This is a genomic window from Mycobacterium simiae (genome assembly GCF_010727605.1).
In the GTDB taxonomy this organism is placed as follows: Bacteria; Actinomycetota; Actinomycetes; order Mycobacteriales; family Mycobacteriaceae; genus Mycobacterium; species Mycobacterium simiae.
The window spans coordinates 1,798,091-1,819,028 of sequence record NZ_AP022568.1; the positions used below are offsets into that span (position 1 = coordinate 1,798,091).

At 67.1% G+C, this 20,938-nt stretch carries 22 protein-coding genes and 1 tRNA gene; 13 read left to right on the forward strand and 10 right to left on the reverse strand.

Annotation, left to right across the window (positions count from 1 at the left end; all coding sequences use genetic code 11):
* The first annotated feature begins 81 nt into the window (after nt 1-81).
* The 6 genes from G6N33_RS08280 to G6N33_RS08305 all read left to right on the forward strand — a co-directional run bounded on the left by G6N33_RS08280 (nt 82) and on the right by G6N33_RS08305 (nt 4,464).
* Nucleotides 82-1,263: a hypothetical protein gene (locus G6N33_RS08280; RefSeq protein WP_231382546.1), complete on the forward strand. Its 1,182-nt coding sequence runs from the start codon at nt 82-84 to the stop codon at nt 1,261-1,263.
* Between the two features lie 221 nt (nt 1,264-1,484).
* Nucleotides 1,485-1,655, forward strand: coding sequence for a hypothetical protein (locus tag G6N33_RS08285; RefSeq protein ID WP_155945930.1), 171 nt, complete (start codon nt 1,485-1,487; stop codon nt 1,653-1,655).
* Between the two features lie 43 nt (nt 1,656-1,698).
* Nucleotides 1,699-2,292 carry a TetR/AcrR family transcriptional regulator gene (locus tag G6N33_RS08290; protein ID WP_044509758.1) on the forward strand — a complete coding sequence of 198 codons (594 nt, stop codon included), beginning with the start codon at nt 1,699-1,701 and terminating at the stop codon, nt 2,290-2,292.
* Nucleotides 2,293-2,382: 90 nt separating this feature from the next.
* The gene (locus tag G6N33_RS08295) at nt 2,383-3,108 is read left to right on the forward strand and encodes a cysteine hydrolase (protein ID WP_044509757.1); all 726 of its coding nucleotides are present in this window, start codon (nt 2,383-2,385) and stop codon (nt 3,106-3,108) included.
* Between the two features lie 21 nt (nt 3,109-3,129).
* Complete coding sequence (locus tag G6N33_RS08300) at nt 3,130-4,074, forward strand: aldo/keto reductase (protein WP_044509756.1); 945 nt, start codon at nt 3,130-3,132, stop codon at nt 4,072-4,074.
* Nucleotides 4,075-4,242: 168 nt separating this feature from the next.
* Entirely contained in the window at nt 4,243-4,464 is a 222-nt protein-coding gene (locus G6N33_RS08305; RefSeq protein ID WP_044509755.1) for a hypothetical protein, read from the forward strand.
* Nucleotides 4,465-4,480: 16 nt separating this feature from the next.
* Here G6N33_RS08305 and G6N33_RS08310 read toward each other — a convergent pair.
* A tRNA-Tyr gene (locus G6N33_RS08310) sits at nt 4,481-4,566 on the reverse strand.
* A gap of 80 nt (nt 4,567-4,646) precedes the next feature.
* On the opposite strand from G6N33_RS08310, the gene G6N33_RS08315 reads away from it, so the two are divergent.
* The 3 genes from G6N33_RS08315 (at nt 4,647) to G6N33_RS08325 (ending at nt 7,831) form a co-directional block, all read left to right on the forward strand.
* Nucleotides 4,647-5,138, forward strand: a complete 492-nt coding sequence (locus tag G6N33_RS08315) for a YajQ family cyclic di-GMP-binding protein (RefSeq protein WP_044509754.1) — start codon at nt 4,647-4,649, stop codon at nt 5,136-5,138.
* A 91-nt stretch (nt 5,139-5,229) separates the two neighbouring features.
* Nucleotides 5,230-6,741: a flavin-containing monooxygenase gene (locus tag G6N33_RS08320; RefSeq protein WP_044509753.1), complete on the forward strand. Its 1,512-nt coding sequence runs from the start codon at nt 5,230-5,232 to the stop codon at nt 6,739-6,741.
* 64 nt (nt 6,742-6,805) lie between these two features.
* Entirely contained in the window at nt 6,806-7,831 is a 1,026-nt protein-coding gene (locus G6N33_RS08325; protein ID WP_044509752.1) for an NAD(P)H-dependent glycerol-3-phosphate dehydrogenase, read from the forward strand.
* A 157-nt stretch (nt 7,832-7,988) separates the two neighbouring features.
* Here the strand turns inward: G6N33_RS08325 and htpX are convergent, their stop codons facing one another.
* Nucleotides 7,989-8,849: a zinc metalloprotease HtpX gene (gene htpX, locus G6N33_RS08330; RefSeq protein WP_044509751.1), complete on the reverse strand. Its 861-nt coding sequence runs from the start codon at nt 8,847-8,849 to the stop codon at nt 7,989-7,991.
* 92 nt (nt 8,850-8,941) lie between these two features.
* Entirely contained in the window at nt 8,942-9,958 is a 1,017-nt protein-coding gene (gene grcC1 / locus G6N33_RS08335; RefSeq protein ID WP_044509750.1) for a nonaprenyl/(2E,6E)-farnesyl/geranylgeranyl diphosphat synthase, read from the reverse strand.
* A gap of 21 nt (nt 9,959-9,979) precedes the next feature.
* Between grcC1 and menJ the strand changes: the two genes are divergently transcribed.
* From menJ to G6N33_RS08350, 3 genes are all read left to right on the forward strand, one after another.
* The gene (menJ, locus tag G6N33_RS08340) at nt 9,980-11,221 is read left to right on the forward strand and encodes a menaquinone reductase (protein ID WP_044512827.1); all 1,242 of its coding nucleotides are present in this window, start codon (nt 9,980-9,982) and stop codon (nt 11,219-11,221) included.
* An 82-nt stretch (nt 11,222-11,303) separates the two neighbouring features.
* Entirely contained in the window at nt 11,304-11,990 is a 687-nt protein-coding gene (locus G6N33_RS08345; protein ID WP_044509749.1) for a class I SAM-dependent methyltransferase, read from the forward strand.
* Between the two features lie 44 nt (nt 11,991-12,034).
* Nucleotides 12,035-12,442 carry a DUF732 domain-containing protein gene (locus G6N33_RS08350; RefSeq protein ID WP_044509748.1) on the forward strand — a complete coding sequence of 136 codons (408 nt, stop codon included), beginning with the start codon at nt 12,035-12,037 and terminating at the stop codon, nt 12,440-12,442.
* A gap of 4 nt (nt 12,443-12,446) precedes the next feature.
* Here G6N33_RS08350 and G6N33_RS08355 read toward each other — a convergent pair whose 3' ends face one another.
* Entirely contained in the window at nt 12,447-13,139 is a 693-nt protein-coding gene (locus tag G6N33_RS08355; RefSeq protein WP_044509747.1) for a demethylmenaquinone methyltransferase, read from the reverse strand.
* Nucleotides 13,140-13,210: 71 nt separating this feature from the next.
* On the opposite strand from G6N33_RS08355, the gene G6N33_RS08360 reads away from it, so the two are divergent.
* Nucleotides 13,211-14,035, forward strand: a complete 825-nt coding sequence (locus G6N33_RS08360; RefSeq protein ID WP_044512825.1) for an SDR family oxidoreductase — start codon at nt 13,211-13,213, stop codon at nt 14,033-14,035.
* Between the two features lie 17 nt (nt 14,036-14,052).
* Here the strand turns inward: G6N33_RS08360 and G6N33_RS08365 are convergent, their stop codons facing one another.
* The 6 genes from G6N33_RS08365 to G6N33_RS08390 form a co-directional block, all read right to left on the reverse strand.
* Nucleotides 14,053-15,207: a glycosyltransferase family 4 protein gene (locus G6N33_RS08365; protein WP_044509746.1), complete on the reverse strand. Its 1,155-nt coding sequence runs from the start codon at nt 15,205-15,207 to the stop codon at nt 14,053-14,055.
* 75 nt (nt 15,208-15,282) lie between these two features.
* The gene (locus G6N33_RS08370) at nt 15,283-15,807 is read right to left on the reverse strand and encodes a DUF3592 domain-containing protein (protein WP_044509745.1); all 525 of its coding nucleotides are present in this window, start codon (nt 15,805-15,807) and stop codon (nt 15,283-15,285) included.
* Nucleotides 15,804-17,465: a 2-succinyl-5-enolpyruvyl-6-hydroxy-3-cyclohexene-1-carboxylic-acid synthase gene (gene menD / locus G6N33_RS08375; protein WP_044509744.1), complete on the reverse strand. Its 1,662-nt coding sequence runs from the start codon at nt 17,463-17,465 to the stop codon at nt 15,804-15,806. Before menD ends, G6N33_RS08370 begins: the two co-directional genes overlap by 4 nt.
* A gap of 31 nt (nt 17,466-17,496) precedes the next feature.
* Nucleotides 17,497-18,285 carry an alpha/beta fold hydrolase gene (locus G6N33_RS08380; protein WP_044509742.1) on the reverse strand — a complete coding sequence of 263 codons (789 nt, stop codon included), beginning with the start codon at nt 18,283-18,285 and terminating at the stop codon, nt 17,497-17,499.
* A complete protein-coding gene (locus G6N33_RS08385; RefSeq protein WP_044512824.1) occupies nt 18,282-19,208 on the reverse strand; it encodes an o-succinylbenzoate synthase in 927 nt (308 codons plus the stop codon). Before G6N33_RS08385 ends, G6N33_RS08380 begins: the two co-directional genes overlap by 4 nt.
* 53 nt (nt 19,209-19,261) lie before the next feature.
* Complete coding sequence (locus G6N33_RS08390; protein WP_044509741.1) at nt 19,262-20,866, reverse strand: amidohydrolase; 1,605 nt, start codon at nt 20,864-20,866, stop codon at nt 19,262-19,264.
* Nucleotides 20,867-20,938: the final 72 nt, after the last annotated feature.

The window sequence follows — 20,938 nt, forward strand, 5'->3', positions numbered from 1 at the left end:
TTCGGAGACGGCGTCGCCCCCGCTGCGACGCCGACCACATCAACTTCCACGGCCTCCGCGGCCGGGACCACCACTAGTTCCGTGCCGCCCCCGCCGCCGATCACCGGCCCGCTGCAGAAGGACTGGAAAAGCTACGGCGGGACGGCCTACTTCGGCTGCCCGGAGGACTTCCATCCCGGCAAATCCGCGTTCGACGAGATCCGACCCAAAATCTTCGACACCAGAACCGGTCAATATGTCGCGCCGGCGCTGCCGGCGCTTCCGACCGACGAGCAACTCACCGGCGCCATGTGCGCGCTGTCGGGCACCGCGGAAGACCTCAAGGTCGTCTATGTGGTCACCACGGTCAAGACCGCGCAGCCCCCCGCACCCGAGGTGCACAAGACCACCGGCTACGCCATCGACTTCAAGACCGGGCAGCCGGCGGTGACCAAAGACCTCCAGCCGCCCACCCCGGAGTTGCAATTCACCGATTCAAAGCAATGGCGTTTGGGCGCAACGACGTCCGGCGCAGCGTGGCTCAACGCCTACACCGACGGACATGCCGACGCATCGCCACCGCGGACAGTCCTGCTTGCGATCACCGATTTGTCCGCGGCGTGGAATGACCCCGAACCCGCGCATGTTTGGCAGGACGTGCTGTCGTTTCACCGAAACACCCAGGGCAGCAAGACATCTGGCGCGGAGCTGCGCCGCCCGTCCGGAGAGGTGATCTATCAGGACAACGACGTCGTCACCGTCGATGCCGAATTATCCGACGGGCCAGACAGACTCGTACAGATCACTCATCGAGACTCCCCCACCGCGGTGTCGACCATCTTTGTGGACCTGAACTCCAAGACCCCGATCAAGTTCGGCGACTCCGACCGAATCTCCGGCGGCGGGTTGGCCGCCACCTTGTCGGACGGCAAGCTGTTCGTCGACGGCCGCGACTCGGCCGACTCGCAGTTCGGTTTCGGCGTCTGGAACCTGCGCACCCAGCACTGGGACCTGCTCAAGGACCGCGAGGAAGCCAAGAAGCTACCGATCGCCAAGATGGCCTTCTTCGACGACCACCTCTACATCACCAACGCCGGACAGACGTTCTCGGTGCTGGCGCTGCCGGCGCCCGATCCCGTCGCGACGAATTGGAACATCCGGCCCTTCGAGCGGATTTCGGGTTGGACGCTGGTCTGTCGGGGGGAAACCACCGCGGGCGGTGAGTGCAAGGAAATCGTTATGGTGCAAGACCAGGACGGCCATTATCCCGGCCCCTGGTTCTGAACTGGCTCTCGGGGCAGCGACCGGAATTGCCGTGGTTCGACCAGCCTTTCCGACGGCCATGTATCGGTTATGTTGCGGCTGAGCTGCGTGGATGTCGCGTACGGTTTTAAATTGAATAACTCTCGGCGCGGGAAACGGCCCCCCGAATAGTGCTGAGGTAATTTTGAATGCAAGTCGCCCAACGTTGGACGATTCCCCCTTTCCTAGGATGGAGGACGCCAATGTACAAACGTGAAACCGAGAAATGTCGCAAATGCGACGGCCTGGCCGACGCCCTGGTCTGGTACCAGTACTCCTCTCGTGGGGACACCGTCGGACGGATCATTCACCGGATCCGCTGCCGCAGTAATTGCATGGGCCTGGTGGTGCAGGGGCCGGGGGCGCGTAGCTAGCCATACGTGGTAGATAGGCGACCGGTCGACTAAAATCGTCGGCATGCCCCGGCCGCCCAATCCCGACGTACGCCGCCGACTGCTGGCGGCCGGGCTGGACCTGGTACACGCGCGCGGCTTCGCGGCGAGCGGCGTCAAGGACATCACCGACGCTGCCGGGGTGCCGAAGGGCTCGTTCTACGCGTACTTCCCCAGCAAAGAAGCCTTCGCCGCAGCGATTCTCGAGCACTACTGGTCCGACATCGAAACACGGCTGCTGCCAATGCTGGACTCCGACGGGTCGGCGGAAGAGCGCATCACTCGCTTCTTCCACGCCCTCGCTGACGAACACGAGGCAGGCGAATTTCTGCTCGGCTGCCTGGTCGGCAACCTCTCGCTCGAGCTCGGCGGCGCCAGCGAACGGGTGCGCGCCGAGCTCGTGCGGATACTCGGCCGCTGGGACGCAGCGCTCACGACATGCGTGAGCGCCGGCCAGGGCGACACCTCGGGTGGAGTCCGGTCGGACCTCGATGCGGCCGAACTGGCCTCGCTGCTCATCGAGGCATGGGAGGGTGCGGCCCTGCGCGGGAAGGTGACCCGCAGTCGCGCCCCGTACGACCGGTTTGAGACCGTCACCGTGCCGGCCCTGCTGCGCTGATCTCGATGCGATGGAGACGTCGGAGCGTTCGCGCCTTGATTTATAGACGACTGGTCATCTATATTGGTGGTCAGTCGATTGGAGGCCGCGATGACAGACCAAGCCAGCTACGCCGAACCGCAGCATCCCGGGCTCCCGCGGCCTAGCTTCGTGCTCAATCACGACCGTGCCGCCCTGGTCGTCACCGACCCGCAGATCGACTTCCTGAGCCCCGACGGGGCCTCGTGGCCGGTGTTCGGCGCCAGTGTCCGCGACAACAACACCGTCGCCCACCTTGGCGAACTATTCGACGCGGCGAAGGACGCCGGAATCACCGTCGTGGTGTCACCGCACTACTTCTATCCAACCGACCGGCAGTGGCGCTTCGGCGATCCGCTCGAACAGTTCATGCGCGATGCCGGGATGTTCGAACGCCGGGGTGCTTACACCACGGACGGTTTCGCCGACTCCGGCGCCGATTTTCTGCCCGACTACCGCGACCACATTCACGACGGCCGGACGGTGATCGCCTCTCCGCACAAGATCGTCGGCCCCGAATCCAACGACCTCGTGCTGCAGCTGCGCAAGCGCGGCATCAGCCAGGTGGTGCTGGCGGGCATGGCGGCCAACCTGTGTGTGGAAGGCCACCTGCGTGAGCTCATCGAACAGGGCTTTGAGGTCGCTGTCGTCAAGGATGCGACCGCGGGTCCCCGCCTACCCGAAGGCGACGGTTACCTAGCCGCGTTGGTGAACTTCCGATTCCTCGCCAGTGCCGTCTGGACGACCGCCGAGGCCGTCGACCAGCTGGCGAAACACGGTGACACCAAGGGTTTTTGACCAACAAGGAGGTCGCACGAAATGGAAAACGTCGAGAAGCTATACCAGCATAAGTTCGTGTTGAACAACGGCAGAAAGATGCCGGCGCTCGGGCTCGGCACATCGCTCTCCGATAACCGCAAGACGCGGGAAACGGTCAAGACGGCGGTCGAAGTGGGGTTCCGCCACCTCGACGCCGCCGAGCGGTACCGCAACGAGGCCGAGGTCGGCGCCGCGCTCAAGGAGCTGTTCGCCGCGGGCGTCGTCCGCCGTGACGACCTGTTTGTGACCACCAAACTGTGGAACAACAACCACCGCCCGGAACGGGTCCGGCCTGCGCTGCAGGCCAGCCTGAACCGACTCGGCCTCGACGCCGTCGACCTGTACCTGGTGCACACACCCTTCGCGTTTCGACCCGGCGATGACCAAGATCCGCGTGATGTGCACGGGGCCGTCATTTACGACGCCGGAGTGACGCTGCCCCAGACCTGGGCCGCAATGGAAAACCTTGTCGACGAAGGACTTACCGCAGCGATCGGCCTATCTGATATCGACGCCGACGGCACCCGGCGGATTCTCGAAACGTCCCGAATCAAGCCGGCGGTGGTGGAGGTCGAATCACATCCCTACCACCCGCAGTGGGAGCTGCATGAATTGTGCAACGCGCAGGACATCATCCTGCTGGCGTTCGCGTCGCTGGGCCACGCCCTGCAGCCGCGCCTGCTCGACGACCCGCTGATCGTCGACATCGCTCGTCGCTTCGGAAAGACTCCCGCACAAGTGTTGTTGGCCTGGGGAATTCAGCGCGGCAGCGCTGTGCTGACGGGATCCGTCAACCCCGCACGCATACGCGAGAACTTCGATGTCACCGCCCTGCCGCGGCGAGCGATCGACGAGATCAACGAGCGCCTCGTCACCCGCATTCGATTCAACTCCGTTGCCGACGCGGGAGTGCCGGGCTTCGCGGAGGTGCCGACGGGTGGCTGACGTGGTCCGCGGGACCTAATCTGCCGAATGCGCTGCGCGCGACGAGAACGTGCTTCCAAAACGCAGCATGGCCGTCGGCATGGTCTCGCGCTTCGCGCTCGACGACAACTGCGTGGCCAGGGCGCTCGGCCCGACCATCATTTTCGTGCGGGATTCTGGATCCCCAACGTGATCGCCTGGATCGGGCTGGTCGACCGTGGCGGACTCACCCCGGCCAACGCCTGGCGGTGCTCAGCGCGGTGGGCGGCAGCGGTCCAGCTGGGCAAGGCGCTGCAGGACGAGGTGTTCGCCGTCGTCAGCAGGCGTCATTCCGGGACATCCCCCGCCGCGCTGGAACGACTGGCTGCCAGGCGGGCGCTCGGCAAGGCCGTCGCCGAGACCGGCGGTTGATATCGAACCTGAACTGTGGTGGCAGGTACTGGATTCGAACCAGTGTAGGCGTAAGCCGACGGATTTACAGTCCGCTCCCATTGGCCGCTCGGGCAACCTGCCGCCTAGCAGGGTACAACGACCGGGTAGACATTTCACAAACGGCTAGGAGCAACGCGAGAAGCAAGAGGGAGGGCGAACGCATGGCGGACTCATCGTTCGACATCGTCAGCAAGTTCGATCGGCAAGAGGTGGACAACGCGCTCAACCAGGCAGCCAAGGAACTGGCCACCCGCTTCGACTTTCGCGGCACCGACACCAAGATCGCGTGGAAGGGCGACGACGCCGTCGAGCTGACTTCCTCCACCGAGGAGCGCGTCAAGGCGGCCGTCGACGTGTTCAAGGAGAAGCTGATCCGCCGCGACATCTCGATGAAGGCTTTCGACGCCGGCGAACCGCAGGCCTCGGGCAAGACCTTCAAGGTCACCGGAACGCTCAAGCAGGGCATCGACAGCGAAAACGCCAAGAAGATCACCAAACTCATTCGGGACGAGGGCCCCAAGACCGTCAAAACTCAGATCCAGGGCGACGAGATTCGCGTCACTAGCAAAAAACGGGACGACCTGCAGGCCGTCCAAGCGCTGCTGCGCAGCTCGGACCTGGACGTGGCGCTGCAGTTCGTCAATTACCGCTGAGGCCCTGTTGGCCCACCAACCGGTGGGGTGCCTAAGGTAGTGACGAGTACCACATGAGACTCGTCACTAGTTGCCGCAAGCGAGGTTCACGATGACCGTGACGCCCCAGGAAGCGATAGGCCAGCCCCCAGCCGAGGCCGGTTACTTCGACGTCGTCATCGTCGGGGCCGGAATATCCGGCATCGGCGCGGCCTACCGCATCGCTGAGCGCAATCCGCGCATGACCTACGCCGTCCTGGAGCGACGCGAGCAGATCGGCGGCACGTGGGACCTGTTTCGCTATCCCGGCGTGCGATCCGACAGCAGCATCTTCACGCTGTCGTTTCCCTTCGAACCCTGGACCCGCAAGGAAGGCGTCGCCGATGGCGCGCACATTCGTGAGTACCTCGCCGCCACGGCACACAAATACGGCATCGATCGCCACATCCGGTTCAACAACTATGTCCGTTCCGCGGATTGGGATTCGGCCACCGACACCTGGACCATCACCGTCGACCAAGGCGACACCAGCACGATCTACCGCAGCCGGTTCGTGTTTTTTGCGTCCGGCTACTACAACTACGACGAGGGCTACACCCCGGACTTCCCGGCCATCGAGCAGTTCCGCGGCACCGTCGTGCACCCCCAACATTGGCCGCAGGACCTGGACTACGCCGGTAAGACGATCGTCGTGATCGGCAGCGGCGCGACCGCGGTCACCCTGCTGCCTTCGCTGTCGGCCCGGGCCGCCAAGGTCACCATGCTGCAGCGTTCCCCGACCTACTTGGTCGCGGCGTCCAAGTACAGCAAATTCGCCGCAGTGATGCGGTTCCTGTTGCCCCGCAGGGCTTCCCATCTCGCCATCCGGACGTACAGCGCCCTGACCGAGGCCGTGTTCTTCTTCTTGTCCCGCAAGCTGCCGGGCGCGATCAGGTGGCTGCTGCGACGCAAGGCGATCGATAGCCTGCCCGAGGGTTACGAGGTCGACGTCCACTTCAAACCGCGATACAACCCGTGGGACCAGCGGATGTGCCTGATTCCCGACGCCGACCTGTACAACTCGATCACGCAGGGCCGCGCCGGCGTCGTCACCGACGAGATCGACCACTTCGATGCCACCGGCATCGCGCTGCGGTCCGGCGGACACCTCGACGCCGACATCATCGTCACCGCGACCGGCCTGCAGCTGCAGGCGCTGGGTGGTGCCACGATCAGCGTGGACGGCGAAAAGATCGACCACCGTGAGCGTTTCGTCTACAAGGCGCACATGCTCGAGGACGTGCCGAATCTGTTCTGGTGCGTCGGCTACACGAACGCCTCCTGGACGCTGCGCGCCGACATCACCGCCCGAGCCACCGCGAAACTGTTGGAGCACATGACTTCTCACGGCTACACCCATGCCTACCCGCATCTGGGCGGGGAGCCGATGGACGAGAAACCGGCTTGGGACATCGCGGCCGGCTACGTCAAGCGTTCGGTACATCAGCTGCCCAAATCGGGTACCAGGCGGCCGTGGAATGTGCGGCAGAACTACCTTGCCGATGCCGTCGATTACCGGTTCGACCGCATCGACGAGGCGATGAAGTTCGGCCATGCCACCGACCGAGCTCCAGTGGCGGGCTAGCGCGGCGTGGACCGCACCGCCCAAACTGCTACGAAATCCGGGGTGACGGCAATACGCTGACGCTATGGCAGCCCAAACACGTGAACCCAAAGTCGTTGTCTTTGGCGGTGGTTCCTGGGGAACCACGGTGGCGTCCATCTGCGCGCGCCGGGGACCGACATTGCAATGGGTGCGTTCGGCCGAGACAGCCGACGACATCAACGAGCGGCACCGCAATACCCGCTACCTTGGCAGCGAGGTCGAGCTGAGTGAAACGTTGCGCGCGACCACCGACTTCGCCGAGGCCGCCAACTGTGCCGACGTCGTCGTGATGGGGGTGCCCTCGCACGGATTCCGCGGCGTGCTCGCCGAGTTGGGTAAGGAACTGCGGCCGTGGGTGCCGGTGGTCTCTCTGGTCAAGGGGCTCGAGCAGGGCACCAACATGCGCATGTCGCAGATCATCGAGGAAGTCCTGCCCGGCCACCCCGCCGGCATCCTGGCCGGCCCCAACATCGCCCGCGAAGTCGGCGAGGGGTATGCCGCCGCGGCAGTGCTGGCGATGCCGGACCAGCATCTGGCCACCCGGCTGTCGGGGCTGTTCCGCACCCGGCGGTTTCGGGTCTACACGACCGACGACGTGATTGGCGTCGAGATGGCCGGCGCGCTGAAAAACGTCTACGCGATTGCCGTAGGGATGGGCTATTCGCTGGGCATCGGGGAAAACACCCGGGCGCTGGTGATCGCCCGCGCGCTACGTGAGATGACGAAGCTGGGTGTGGCGCTGGGCGGACACCCCGAAACGTTCCCGGGGCTGGCTGGGTTGGGCGATTTGATCGTCACCTGTACCAGCCAGCGCAGCCGCAACCGTCACGTCGGTGAGCAGCTCGGCGCCGGCAAGCCGATCGACGAGATCATCGCCTCGATGAACCAGGTAGCCGAGGGGGTCAAGGCCGCCAGCGTGATCATGGAATTCGCCAACGAATTCGGGCTGAACATGCCGATCGCCCGCGAAGTCGACGCGGTGATCAACCACGGATCGTCGGTGGAGGAGGCGTACCGAGGGCTGATCGCCGAAGTCCCCGGGCACGAGGTGCACGGCTCCGGGTTCTAGTCCGGTCCGAATAAGTCCGCGCGGCCAGGCAATTCGCGGTCACTGCTGTGCAACGCGCGTGCATTGCCGGCGCCGAGAGTGGGCTCAGGGCGCCGACACGCCGGGACGTCCCGCCGCGAGCGCGCACGGAAAGCCCTGAGCCCACGCGGCGGGAGCATTACCCGCGCGCCATCGCCTCCAGCCGCCGGATCCGGTCCTCGATCGGGGGGTGCGTCGAGAACAGTGAACCGATCCGCTCACCCGCTCGGAACGGGTTGGCGATCATCAAATGGGCCTGGCTGGCCAACTGTGGCTCAGGCGGCAGCGGCGCCGCTTGCACCCCACCGGAGATCTTGCGCAGCGCCGACGCCAACGCCAGCGGGTCGCCGGTCAACACGGCACCCGACTCGTCGGCCTGGTACTCCCGCGAACGCGACACCGCCAGTCGCACCACCGTCGCGGCGATCGGGCCCAGCAGCGAAACCAGCAGCAGCGCAAAGGGATTCTCGCCGTCGCGGTTGCCGCCGAACATCCCGGCCCACATCGCCATATTGGCCAACGCGGTGATCACCCCGGCCAGCGCACCGGCCACGCACGAGATCAGGATGTCGCGGTTGTAGACGTGCGACAGCTCGTGACCGAGCACCGCGCGTAGCTCGCGCTCGTTGAGGATGTCCAGTATGCCGGTCGTGCAGCACACCGCGGCGTTCCGCGGGTTGCGCCCGGTGGCGAACGCGTTGGGCGCGTTGGTATCGCTGATGTAGAGCCGGGGCATCGGCTGGTGCGCGGCGGTGGCCAGTTCACGCACGATCCGGTAGATCATCGGCGCCTGTAGCTCGGACACCGGCTGAGCGTGCATCGCCCGCAAGGCCAGCTTGTCGCTGTTGTAGTACGTGTAGACGTTCATCCCGATGGCGAACATCAACGCCAAGAACATCGCCGTCCGACCGAACAGCGAACCCACGAACACGATCAGCGCGGACATGCCGGCCAACAGCAGGAAGGTCTTCAGCCGGTTGGCATGTGGATGCCAGGTCACGGGTTCCCTCCTTGAAAAGACGTGGAGACCTTGTGCATAGCTTGACTCTTGTCAATCCAACGACCGGACTGGCCCTTCGGGTTCCGCGACAGCTAGCCGTGGCGGCTGATCGTGAAGTCGACCAGCGTCTGCAGCGCCCGCCGGCCCGGCACATCGGGCAAAAGCCCCAGCTCGTGGTGGGCCTTGGCCGCGTACTGCGCCAGAAAGTCCTTGGCCTGCACCATGCCCGGCGACGCGCGCAGCAGCGTCAGCGCCTCGGTCACCGCATCGTCGTCTTCCACCGGCCCGGACAGCAGCTCGCGCAGGCGATCGCCGTCCGGGCCAGGCTGCTGCAGTGCGTAGACCATCGGCAGGGTGTGCACGCCTTCGCGAATGTCGGTGCCGGGCACCTTGCCCGACTCGTGCGAGTCGCTGTCGATGTCGATGATGTCGTCGGAGATCTGAAACGCGGTGCCCACGATGCCGCCGAGCCGGGCCAGCCGCGCCACCTGATCGTCGTCGGCGCCAGAGAACATCGCCCCGAACTCACCGGCGGCCGAGATCAGGCAGGCCGTCTTCTCGTACACCACCTTCAGGTAGTGCTCGATCGGATCCGCGCCGGGGACGTGTTTGTCCATGCCGCGGGTCTCCCGCATCTGCCCTGTCACCAGCTGCGCGAACGTTTCCGCGATCAGTCGTACCGCCTCCGGTCCCAGCCGGGACACCAGCCGTGAGGCCGTGGCGAAAAGGTAGTCACCGGCCAGGATCGCGACGTTGTTGCTCCAGCGCACGTTGGCGGTCTGGGCGCCACGGCGGACCTCCGCCTCGTCCATTACGTCGTCGTGATACAGCGTCGCCAGATGTACCAGCTCGATGACCGCACCTGCGATCGTCACCTCCGCCGCGTCCGGGTCCGGCCCGATCTGCGCGGACAACACGGTGAACAACGGCCGAAACCGCTTACCGCCCGCCTTGAAAAGGTGCATCAGCGAATCGGTCATGATCGCGTCGGCGCTGCGCAACTCGGTATCCATGAGCCGCTCGATCTTTGCCACACCGTCGCGCACCGTCGCGGCAAACGTGGCATCGCCGAAGTCGATGCCCGCCACCACCGTCGCCGGAGTACTCACGCGACCAACATACTGGTGGGCGTGGACACGCCGCCCGACACCAAGGCCTCCGGCGCCGACCTGGTGGTGGTGGGCGCCGGACCGGCGGGTTCAGCGGCGGCCGCATGGGCTGCCCGCGCGGGCCGCGACGTGTTGGTCGTCGACTCCGCCAGCTTTCCGCGCGACAAGCCGTGTGGCGACGGGCTGACGCCCCGTGCGGTCGCCGAATTGGAGCGGCTCGGGCTGGGCGCCTGGCTGGATACCCGCATCCGGCACCGCGGCCTGCGGATGAGCGGGTTCGGCGGGGAGCTAGAGGTCGACTGGCCCGGTCCGTCGTTCCCGTCGACCGGCAGCGCGGTGGCCCGCGTCGAGCTGGACGACCGCATCCGCAAAGTCGCCGAAGAGTCCGGCGCCCGAATGTTGCTCGGGACCAAAGCCGTTGGTGTGCACCATGACTCGTCCAGACGAGTGACCTCGGTGGTGTTGTCCGACGGCACCGAGATGCGCTGCCGCCGCCTGATCGTGGCCGACGGGGCCCGCTCGCCACTGGGCCGCAAGCTGGGCCGCCGCTGGCATCAGGACACGGTGTACGGCGTCGCGGCCCGCGGGTATCTGACCACCGCGCGCAGCGAAGATCCGTGGCTCACGTCGCATCTGGAACTGCGCTCCCCCGACGGCGCCGTGCTGCCCGGCTACGGCTGGATCTTCCCGCTCGGCAACGGCGAGGTGAACATCGGCGTGGGAGCGCTTTCGACGTCGAAGCGCCCGGCCGACCTGGCATTGCGGCCGCTGATCTCCTATTACACCGACCTGCGCCGACAGGAGTGGGGCTTTACCGGTACACCGCGGGCCATCTCGTCGGCGCTGCTGCCGATGGGCGGCGCGGTCTCCGGTGTCGCCGGGCCGAACTGGATGTTGATCGGCGACGCTGCCGCCTGCGTGAACCCGCTGAACGGCGAAGGCATCGACTACGGGCTGGAGACCGGCCGACTGGCCGCCGAGGTGCTGGACGCCCACGACGTGTCCGGGCTATGGCCGTCGCTGCTGCAGGATCACTACGGCCGCGGGTTCTCCGTCGCACGCCGGCTGGCACTGCTGCTGACGTTCCAGCGCTTCCTGCCGACGGCCGGACCGGTCGCCATGCGCTCCACCACATTGATGACCATCGCCGTGCGGGTGATGGCGAACCTGGTCACCGACGAGGACACCGATCGGTTGGCGCGGGCTTGGCGCGGTGCCGGACGGCTGTCCCGGTTCATCGATCGGCGAACCCCGTTCAGCTGAACTGGTTTTTGAGTCCAAGTGACGCACCCCACCTATATCAACCTCATTGACATAGATCAGGCCGCTTGATATATCTAATGGCATGACTCAGCCAACTGATTTCGAGTTCGAAGCGGCCTACCGTGGGGAATCCGCCCAGTTCGGCGACGGCGCGCGTCCGCCCTGGAGCATCGGCGCCCCCCAGCCCGAGCTGGCCGCGCTGATCGAGCAGGGCAAGTTCCACGGCGACGTGCTCGACGTGGGCTGCGGGGAGGCCGCCATCTCCCTGGCGCTGGCCGAACGCGGCATGACCACGGTGGGCCTGGACCTGTCACCCACCGCGATCGACCTGGCCCGCCGCGAGGCAGCCCGGCGGGGACTGGCCAACGCCACCTTCGAGGTCGCCGATATCAGCACGTTCACCGGGTACCCGCCCGGATCGGAAGGCCGTTTCGGCACCATCGTCGACAGCACCTTGTTCCACTCCATTCCGGTCGAGGCGCGCGAGGGCTATCAGCGATCGATCAGCCGGGCCGCCGCGCCGGGCGCGTCCTACTTCGCGCTCGTCTTCGACAAGGCGGGCGCACCGGACGGCCCGATCAATGCGGTGACCGCCGACGAACTGCGCGACGCGGTGTCCGACCACTGGGTGGTCGACGAGATCCGGCCGGCCCGTATCCACGCAAAGTTGCCGGACGGTGTTCCCGAAATGCCGTTCGTCGGACTGCGGGACGAACCCAACGGTTTGAAGTCGGTCAGCGCGTGGCTGTTGCTCGCCCATCGGGACTGATCATCCCCGAGACCCAGTCGTTGCCGCGGTGTATAGTCCGGCTAATGAGGGGAACCAAGCTGCTTGCAGGCGTCGCCACCGCGGCGGCCGCTATTTCGCTGGCGATGCCGGCACTGGCCGACCCGACGACGCCGCCGCTGCCGCCTCCGGCCCCGACGCCACTGAGGACGCCGTCGCCGCCCAGCGACTATGACGCCCCGTTCAAGCAAACCGTCAACGGGTTCGGCATCTACCAGCCGCAGGACCAGCTCGCCTGGCTGGGCAAGATCACCTGCGACCGGTTGGGGCGGGGTGTGGACCACGACGCGTACCAGTCGGCCACCTTCATCCAGCGCAACCTGCCGCGTGGCACCAGCCAGGGGCAGGCGTTCCAGTTCCTCGGCGCGGCCGTCGACCACTACTGCCCGGACCAGATCGGCGTCGTCCAGGCGGCCGGTACCCACCCGAACTAAGGGATCACCGCAGCGGCTTGTGGCCCGCATGCAGGGCCACGATGCCGCCGGTCAGGTTGCGCCAGCGCACGCCCGACCATCCCGCTTCCGCGATCTGCGCGGCCAGCTGCGCCTGGTCAGGCCATGCCCTGATCGACTCGGCCAGATAGACGTAGGCGTCGGGATTGCTCGATACCGCCCGCGCCACCCGCGGTAACGCCCGCATCAGGTATTCCTTGTAGGCCGTGGCAAACACGGCGTTGCTGGGCGTGGCGAATTCGCACACCACCAGCCGGCCGCCGGGCCGGGTGACCCGGGCCATCTCGCGCAGCCCCGCCTGCGGGTCGGCGACGTTGCGCAAACCGAAACTGATTGTGACGGCGTCGAATACGCCGTCGCCGAACGGCAACTTGGTGGCATCACCGGCAACCTTGGGCACTTTGCGTGCGCCGCCCGCGGCGAGCATCCCGACCGAGAAATCCGCCGCCACGCACCACGCCCCGGAGTTCGCCAGTTCGACGGTGGACACCGCGGTGCCCGCGGCCAGGTCGAGCACCTTGTGGCCGGCCCCGATCCGCAGCGCAGACCGGGTGGCTCGCCGCCAATATCGGTCTTGCCCCAACGACAGCACCGTGTTGGTCAGGTCGTAGCGGCGGGCGACACCGTCGAACATCGACGCGACCTCCCGGGGATTCTTGTCCAAGGCCGCTCGACTCACGACAACGACGCTACCCGGCTGAATCTCGCGGCTTCGGGAATGGTCGGAAGTCAGCGGTGTTCTATAACGGCGTGAGCGAAAAAGTTTGGTTTATCACCGGTACATCACGTGGCTTCGGGCGGGAATGGACCTCAGCGGCATTGGAGCGGGGCGACAAGGTGGCCGCGACCGCGCGCGACACGGCCACACTGGATGACTTGGCCACGAAGTACGGCGACGCCCTGCTTCCGATCCGGCTGGACGTCACCGACCGTGCCGCCGACTTCGCGGCCGTCAAGCAGGCTTACGACCACTTCGGCCGGTTGGACGTCGTGGTGAACAACGCCGGCTACGGCCACTTCGGGTTCGTCGAAGAGCTGTCGGAGCAAGAGGCGCGCGACCAGATCGAGACCAACGTGTTCGGTGCGCTGTGGATCACTCAGGCCGCACTGCCCTACCTGCGCAAACAGGGCAGCGGACACATCATCCAGGTGTCGTCGATCGGCGGTATCACGGCGTTTGCGCAGCTCGGTATCTACCACGCCTCCAAGTGGGCGCTGGAAGGGTTCTCCCAAGCGTTGGCCCGGGAAGTGGCGTCGTTCGGTGTGCACGTCACGCTGATCGAACCGGCCGGCTACGACACCGACTGGTCCGGCGCGTCATCCAAGCACTCCGACCCGTTGCCCGCCTACGACGAGGTACGCGCCACGGCCGAGAGCGAACGCCGCAGCCGCTGGTCGGCACCGGGCAACCCGCATGCGTCGGGGGCCGCGATACTGAAAATCGTGGACGCCGAGCAACCGCCACTGCGGGTATTCTTCGGCAGCTCGCCACTGAAGACGGCGAAGGCCGACTACGAGAACCGGCTACGCACCTGGGAGCAGTGGCAACCGATTTCGGAGCTGGCACAGGGTTAGCATCGGGGGCCGTGACCTCACTCGCCTTGCGCGTAGCGTCGTTGGGCGCTACGCGCTCTGGCGGCGGGAGACTGTACGGCCGCGTAGTGGCCGAGCAACTCGTCACAGATGGCTGGCCAGGTGCGGGCGAGAACGCTGCGCCGGGCAGCTTGTGAGTAGCGCGGCCGCTCCTGCAGCAGGTGCGCCACCGATTCGGGTAGCCGCCGCTCGAAGTCGTTGACTGCCAACAATAATCCGGTGCGCCAGGGGGTGACGAGGTCGCGCGGCCCGCCGGCGTCCGGCGCAATCACCGGCAATCCCGAGGCCAGCGCTTCCTGGACGACCTGGCAGAACGTCTCGTGCTCGCCGGTGTGCACGAAGACGTCCATGCTGGCGTACGCGGCAGCGAGCTCCGGCCCATACTTGGCTCCGGTGAAAACCGCTGAAGGCATTGCCGATTGGAGTTTGCGTTGGTCGACTCCGTCACCGACGATCACCACTTGCACGTCACCGGCGGCCGCCAGCCCGGCCAACCGTTCCACGTGCTTCTCCGGCGCCAGCCGGCCCACGAAACCGACGATCGGTTTACCCTCCGGGGACCAGTGCCGTCGCAGCGCCTCGTCCCGCGCCGACGGCGCGTACCCCATGATGTCGACCCCGCGAGCCCAGTGATATACCCGCGGGATACGGTGGGCGACAAGGGATTCCACTGTGGAAGTGGACGGCGCCAGGGTACGGTCGGCGAGCCGGTGCAGATGCCGGAACCACGCCCACGCCGTGCGAGTGGTGACACCGATGCCGTAGCTCTCGGCGAAACCCGGTACGTCGGTTTGGTAGACGGCCACCGTCGGCACGCCGAGCAGCCGGGCGGCGCGCACCCCGCCGTAGCCGAGCAACGCCGGTGACGCCAGGTGGATCACATCGGGCTGGAAGCCGCGCAGCACCTTGAGCAGTCGGGGCCGCGGCACACCGAGCGGCAGCGTCGTCACCTTGGGGAACATTCGAGACGGCACCCGGTGCACCCGGATGCCGTCGTGGATCCGCTCGGCGGGAGGTTCACCGGGCGGGGTGTCGGGGGCGATCACCAAAGCTTCGTGGCCGGTTCGGCGCAAATGCTCCAGCACTCGGACGACAGAATTACTGACACCGTTGACCTGCGGCAGAAATGATTCTGCGACTATCGCAACGCGCACAAGGTCATCGTGTCAGCGCCGACTGTCTCCGAGGTTGCCGGACGGCATACGGGGCACGAAATTTGCTGGTACCCGTTATGCGGCTGCGCTGGCCCCGACTCGCGCCGCCCCGCGGCGGTCCAGACGCCTGTCCACCAGCGCCAGGACCACCAGCACGACCACCGCAACCAGCCAACTGACCACCGCGATCGACCCGGCCGGGATGATCGCCAATGCCGCGTTGCGGTGCTGCACCCGAACCAGATTGGGGTCATTCTTGTTGTATTCCACGTAAATCCGCATACCCGTGGCCAATTCGGACGGATACAGCACGCCGAGCTCGGGCCGATAAGTCACCCGCTCCGGTGTGACGAATTCAATTGTGGAGCGGCGCGGACCGGCGCTGAGCACCTCCGCCTGCGCCACACCCATGTTGTGCTGAATCGCAAGGTCGTTGCGCCACGCCCCGGCGACCAGCAACACCGACTGCAGTGTTACCAGTCCGGCGATGATCAGCACTGCAATCCTGGTGAATCGCAGCGCTATTCGCACCGGACTCGTCGGGGGTACATCACTGCGACCGTGGATCAAGATGCGCAGCAATGTTTTTGCCGACTTCACAAGGCGGCCTTGATGGCGGCATGCAGACCGCGCAGCGACGACCGGTCCGCCTTGACCTCCAGCACCCGCATCCCGGTGCTGGGTTCGTCCAGCGCCGCGTGCAGTTCCCCAACCTCGATCTGGCGACTGTCGACGTGATAGGCCCGGCACAGCGCTCCGACGTCGACGTCGTGCGGGGTGCCGAATATCCGCGATGACACGTCGGAGAATCGCGGGTCGCCTTGTTCGAGCAGTTCGAAGATGCCGCCGCCGTTGTCGTTGGAGACCACGATGGTCAGCTGCCGGGGTGTCGGTTCGGTCGGGCCGATCAGCAGTCCGGAACTGTCATGAACGAACGTGAGGTCACCGATCAGCGCAACAGTGCGGGCCCGGCTCTCAGTGGTGCCGTTGCGCGCCTGGGCGTCCTCGTACGCCAGAGCCGCCCCGATGGCGGTGGACACGGTGCCGTCGATGCCGGCGACGCCGCGGTTGGATCGCACCCGGATGCCGTGAGCGGACAAGCCCACCAGGGCGGCGTCTCGCACCGGATTCGACGCCCCGAGCACCAGCTGATCACCCGGGCGCAGCGCGTCGGCCACGGCCGCGGCCACGTGCAGCCCGGTGGTCAACGGGTGCGCCGCCAGCTGACAGCGGACCGCCGCCAGTGCGTGCTGGTTCATCTCGGAGCAGCGCAGCAGCCACGCCGGGTTCGGCGTTCCGATGGTCACCGCCCGGGTCCCGGTGGCCTGGGAGTTCCCCGAGACGTCCGGCCAGCGCGGGCCGGTGGTCAGCGCGTACGCCGGTACCTTTGGGTCGGCCAGCAACGTCGACACGGGGCGATGCAGCGTCGGACGGCCCTGCATGATCACCTGCTTCGGGCGCAGCAGCGTCAGGGCCAGCGGGTGCAGCGGGTTGGCGGCCGGGGGCGCCGTCGGTTCGGCGACCGTCGGCAACTGCGCGAGGTTGGGATGCACACCCGCGCCGTGCCCCGCGATGACGACGGTGTCGGGCGTCAGGTCGATTTCCAGCGGCTGGTCGAAGACCACCGGGGGTGTGAAGGTCCATGGCAAGTCGCCGGGCCGCCCCGGCGGCGTGCCGGCGCCAGGCGGCTCAGGATCCGGCACCAGAGGCTCACGCAATGGGATGTCGAACTGCACCGGGCCGGCGTTGGCGGTGCGCGAACCGGTCGCCGCCGCCAATACCCGGCAGGTGGCCGAGCGCCAGGTCGCGTTCAGTGCGTCCAGCCGCTCGGGCGCGTCCTCGGCCAGGCCGAGGCTGATCGTGGCACGCACCTGGGTGCCGAAATAACCGAGCTGCTCCATGGTCTGGTTAGCCCCGGTGCCGAGCAGTTCATAGGGCCGGTTCGCCGACAGCACGATCAGCGGTACCCGCGCATAGTTGGCTTCCACCACGGCCGGGCCGAGGTTGGCGACGGCGGTGCCCGAGGTCATCGCGACGCAGACCGGCGCGCCGGCGGCGATCGACAGGCCGATGGCCAAGAAGCCGGCGGTGCGCTCGTCGATGCGCACGTGCAACCGGATCCGGCCGGACCGGTCGGCGTCCTGCAGCGCGAACGCCAGCGGCGCGTTCCGCGAGCCGGGGCACAGCACTACGTCGCGGACACCGCCGCGAATCAGCTCGTCAACGACGACGCGGGCCTGTGTCGTCGAGGGGTTCACTCCTACAGGGTGTCACAGCCCGCCCGGTCAACTAGGTCTTGACGTCGGCAAAGAACTTCAGCGCCACGCTGTTGACCGCCTCGGGCCGCTCCAAAAAGCCAAGGTGGCCGGTGTCGGGAATCTGTACGTAGCGACCATTGGGCATGGCGTCGGCGACCTCGCGGCCCAGGTGCGGCGGTGTGATCACATCGTCGGCGAAGCCCATCACCAACACCGGTGTGGTGATGGCACGGTAGGCCGCGAGCCGGTTGGTCTGCGGCGAGACGCTCAGCTGAGTCCGCAGCCCGGGAGTGCGCTTGACGGGCCAGGTCCGGAACATCGTGATCCAGTCCGCCACGAGCAGGTCGTCGTTGATCGTCTTGCGCGAAAAGCTTTCCAGCACCCGCACTTTCGCCTCATACGCGGGCGGAAGCTGGATGTTCGACGTGTGCAGCTGGACCTCGCCGTCATGAAAGCCCTGCCGGGCACGGTCCAATCGGCCGCGGGTGGCCATCAGCACCGCGGCGGTCACCAGCTCGGGCCGGGCCACCATCAGCTCCTGGGCGATGAAGGCGCCCATCGACACCCCGACGATGCGGGCCGGGGCCGCGTTCAGCGATTCGATCAGCGCTGCGGTGTCGGCGACCATGGTCTGCGTGGTGAACCCGTCGGCGTTCTCGGTGGCGCCGATCCCCCGGTTGTCGAAGGTGATCACGCGATATCCCGCCGACACGAAAGCGGGAACCTGATGCGGCAACCAGGTGCGCCCGGGACCGCCGCTGCCGGCGATGAAGACCACGGGCTCACCGCTGCCGCGGTCGTCGTAGGCCAGGTTGATCACTCGCACGACGGTACAAGGAGCGAATGACAGGCCGTGACCCGGTCGATCCACCACTGCCGCCGCGCGGGCGGTGCCGCCAGCGTCTGCAGCCGCGCCGGGTCGGGCGTCACCGGTCCGACGGCCAGGTTGCCGTCGACCGGGGCAGCCACGTCGGCGACATCCTCGACAAACAGGCCGCCGGTGCCCAGCCCGCAGGCGTGCCGCAGCTGCGGCAGGGCGGCCGCCGCGGTCAGGCCGGTGGCGATGCCGACCGCCGAGTCCAGCGCACTGGAGATCACCACCGGGATGTCGATCTGCGCGGCAATGTCCAACAGCGCCGAAATGCCGCCCAGCGGAGCCACTTTGAGCACCGCGATGTCGGCGGCGCCGGAGCGGACCACGGCCAGCGGATCGTCGGCCTTGCGGATGCTCTCGTCGGCGGCGATCGGCACATCCGGCATCTGCGGGTGCCGGCGTAATCGCGCGAGCTCGGCGACCGTGGCGCAGGGCTGTTCGAGGTATTCCAGCGGCCCGTCGGCGGTCAGGGCGGCGGTGGCCCGCACGGCCTGCGCCACCGTCCAGCCGCCGTTGGCGTCTACCCGCACCGTCGGCAGCAGCGCGCGCACCGCGTTGACCCGGGCGACGTCGTCGGCCAGCGTCTGGCCGGGCTCGGCCACCTTCACCTTCGCGGTCGCGGCCCCGGGAAAGCGGGCGAGCACCTCGGCGACCCGGTCGGCGGGCACGGCCGGCACCGTCGCGTTGATCGGGATGCGCTCGCGACGCACCGGCGGCGGCGGCCGGTAGGCGGCCTCGATGCCCGACGCCAGCCAGTGCGCGGCCTCGGGGGGCAGGTATTCGACGAACGCCCCGAACTCCCCCCACCCCGCCGGGCCCTCGATCAGCGCGACTTCCCGGGTGGTGATGCCGCGGAACCGCACCCGCATCGGCAGCGCCACCACGTGCAGGCGGTCCAGCAGTTCGTCGAGCGGCGGCGGCCTCACCGGCCGTAGACCCGGCGCCCGGCCAGATACGTCGCCCAGACGTCAAGATCGGCGATCTGCTCGGGCGGCACCGTGCGCGGGTCGGCCGACAGCACCACCAGATCCGCGTACTTGCCGACCTCGATCGACCCGACCACGTCGTCGGAGAACAGCTGCCATGCGGCATCGATGGTCTGGGCGCGGATCGCCTGCTCGACGGTCAGCCGTTCCTGCGGGCCGAGTACCCGGCCGCTGGGCGCGGTGCGGGTCACCGCCACGCTGATGTTGCGCAGCGGCTCCTCCGGCGTGACGGGAGGGTCGTTGTGCAACGAAATCCGCATTCCGGTGGCCACGGCGGATCCGGCTGGCATCCAACGGGTTCCGCGCTCCTCGCCGAACAGGCCGTCGACGATGACGTCGCCCCAGTAGTGGATCTGGTCGACGAAGATGCTGCAGGTCACGCCGAGGTCGGCGGCGCGCTGCAGCTGTTCGGGCCGGATGGCGCCGACGTGCTCGAGCCGCAGCCGGTGGTCGTCGCGCGGATGGGCTTTCAGTGCCTGTTCGTAGACGTCGAGGATGGTGTCCACCCCGGCGTCACCCTGTACGTGGCAGGCCATCGGCCAGCCCAGCGGGAAGTACGCCCCGACGATTTCGTGCAGCTGCTCGGCGGTGTAGTTGGCGCAACCACACGAGCCCGGGGCGACGCCGATGATCCGGGTGGCCTCGGTGTCCAGGTAAGGAAACGACAGATCGATGTTGCCGATCCAGGGCGAGCCGTCGACCCAGATCTTGATGCCGACCTGGCGCAGCAGGTCGTCGCCTTGCCCGGGGGTGGCGTCGGTACGCATCTGCGGGTTGGAGATTTCGTAGGTGCGCAGCCGTACCGTGAGCTGCGAGCGCAGCTGTTCGACCATCGGCCGGAAGCCGGGGTCGAAGGCCATTTCCGAACAGGTCGTCAGGCCGGCGCGGTTGAGCCGGGCACACTCGGCGAGCAGCATCCGCGGGTAGTCGGCGAAGTCGATGGCACCGCTCAGCAGCGGGAATACCGCGCCGGTTTCCTCCGCGGTGCCGTCGAGTTCGCCTGCGGCGTCGCGACCGAACTTGGCGCCCTTCGGGTCCGGGGTGTCGCGGGTGAGTCCGTGAAGCTGGGCGGCGCGCGAGTTGAAGTACGCCTTGTGCCCGGAGTTGTGAATGATCACCAGCGGGCCATCGGGCGCGATGTGGTCGAGCCAGCTCAGCGTCGGCTCCGGAAGACCGTTCTGCAGCAACGGGTCCCAGCCGTTGAGGTAGGCGCCGTCGGATCCGCGCCGCGCCACCTCGGAACCGATGGCGGCCACGACGTCGTCGGCGCTGCGCATGGTGACCGGCCGGATGTCGACGAGGCGATCCGACAACGCGACTGCCTCCATCAGCGGATGACCGTGTGCCTCAACGAATCCCGGCATCACGCAGCCGTCGCCGACATCGACGGTCTGGGTGTCGGGGCCGGCGAGGACGGCCACCTCGGCACGGGTTCCGACTGCGACGATGCGGCCATCGGCGACGGCAAGCGCCTCAGCGGTGGGCTTCGCCTGGTCGACGGTCAGGACGGTTCCGGTAACGACGAGATCTGCCTGCCCCATGGTGAGGGATCGTAGTGGCGATCGCGAGAGCGGCGCAGCCGGTCGAAGCGGGTCGCCCACCCACCAGCTAGT

Bases quoted from the DNA above. Each gene is read 5' to 3' on its own strand.
- G6N33_RS08285 (WP_155945930.1), top strand. From the start codon at position 1,485: ATGTACAAACGTGAAACCGAGAAATGTCGCAAATGCGACGGCCTGGCC.
- G6N33_RS08290 (WP_044509758.1), top strand. From the start codon at position 1,699: ATGCCCCGGCCGCCCAATCCCGACGTACGCCGCCGACTGCTGGCGGCC.
- G6N33_RS08295 (WP_044509757.1), top strand. From the start codon at position 2,383: ATGACAGACCAAGCCAGCTACGCCGAACCGCAGCATCCCGGGCTCCCG.
- G6N33_RS08300 (WP_044509756.1), top strand. From the start codon at position 3,130: ATGGAAAACGTCGAGAAGCTATACCAGCATAAGTTCGTGTTGAACAAC.
- G6N33_RS08315 (WP_044509754.1), top strand. From the start codon at position 4,647: ATGGCGGACTCATCGTTCGACATCGTCAGCAAGTTCGATCGGCAAGAG.
- G6N33_RS08320 (WP_044509753.1), top strand. From the start codon at position 5,230: ATGACCGTGACGCCCCAGGAAGCGATAGGCCAGCCCCCAGCCGAGGCC.
- G6N33_RS08325 (WP_044509752.1), top strand. From the start codon at position 6,806: ATGGCAGCCCAAACACGTGAACCCAAAGTCGTTGTCTTTGGCGGTGGT.
- G6N33_RS08345 (WP_044509749.1), top strand. From the start codon at position 11,304: ATGACTCAGCCAACTGATTTCGAGTTCGAAGCGGCCTACCGTGGGGAA.
- G6N33_RS08350 (WP_044509748.1), top strand. From the start codon at position 12,035: ATGAGGGGAACCAAGCTGCTTGCAGGCGTCGCCACCGCGGCGGCCGCT.
- G6N33_RS08385 (WP_044512824.1), bottom strand. From the start codon at position 19,208: ATGCGGGTGCGGTTCCGCGGCATCACCACCCGGGAAGTCGCGCTGATC.
- G6N33_RS08390 (WP_044509741.1), bottom strand. From the start codon at position 20,866: ATGGGGCAGGCAGATCTCGTCGTTACCGGAACCGTCCTGACCGTCGAC.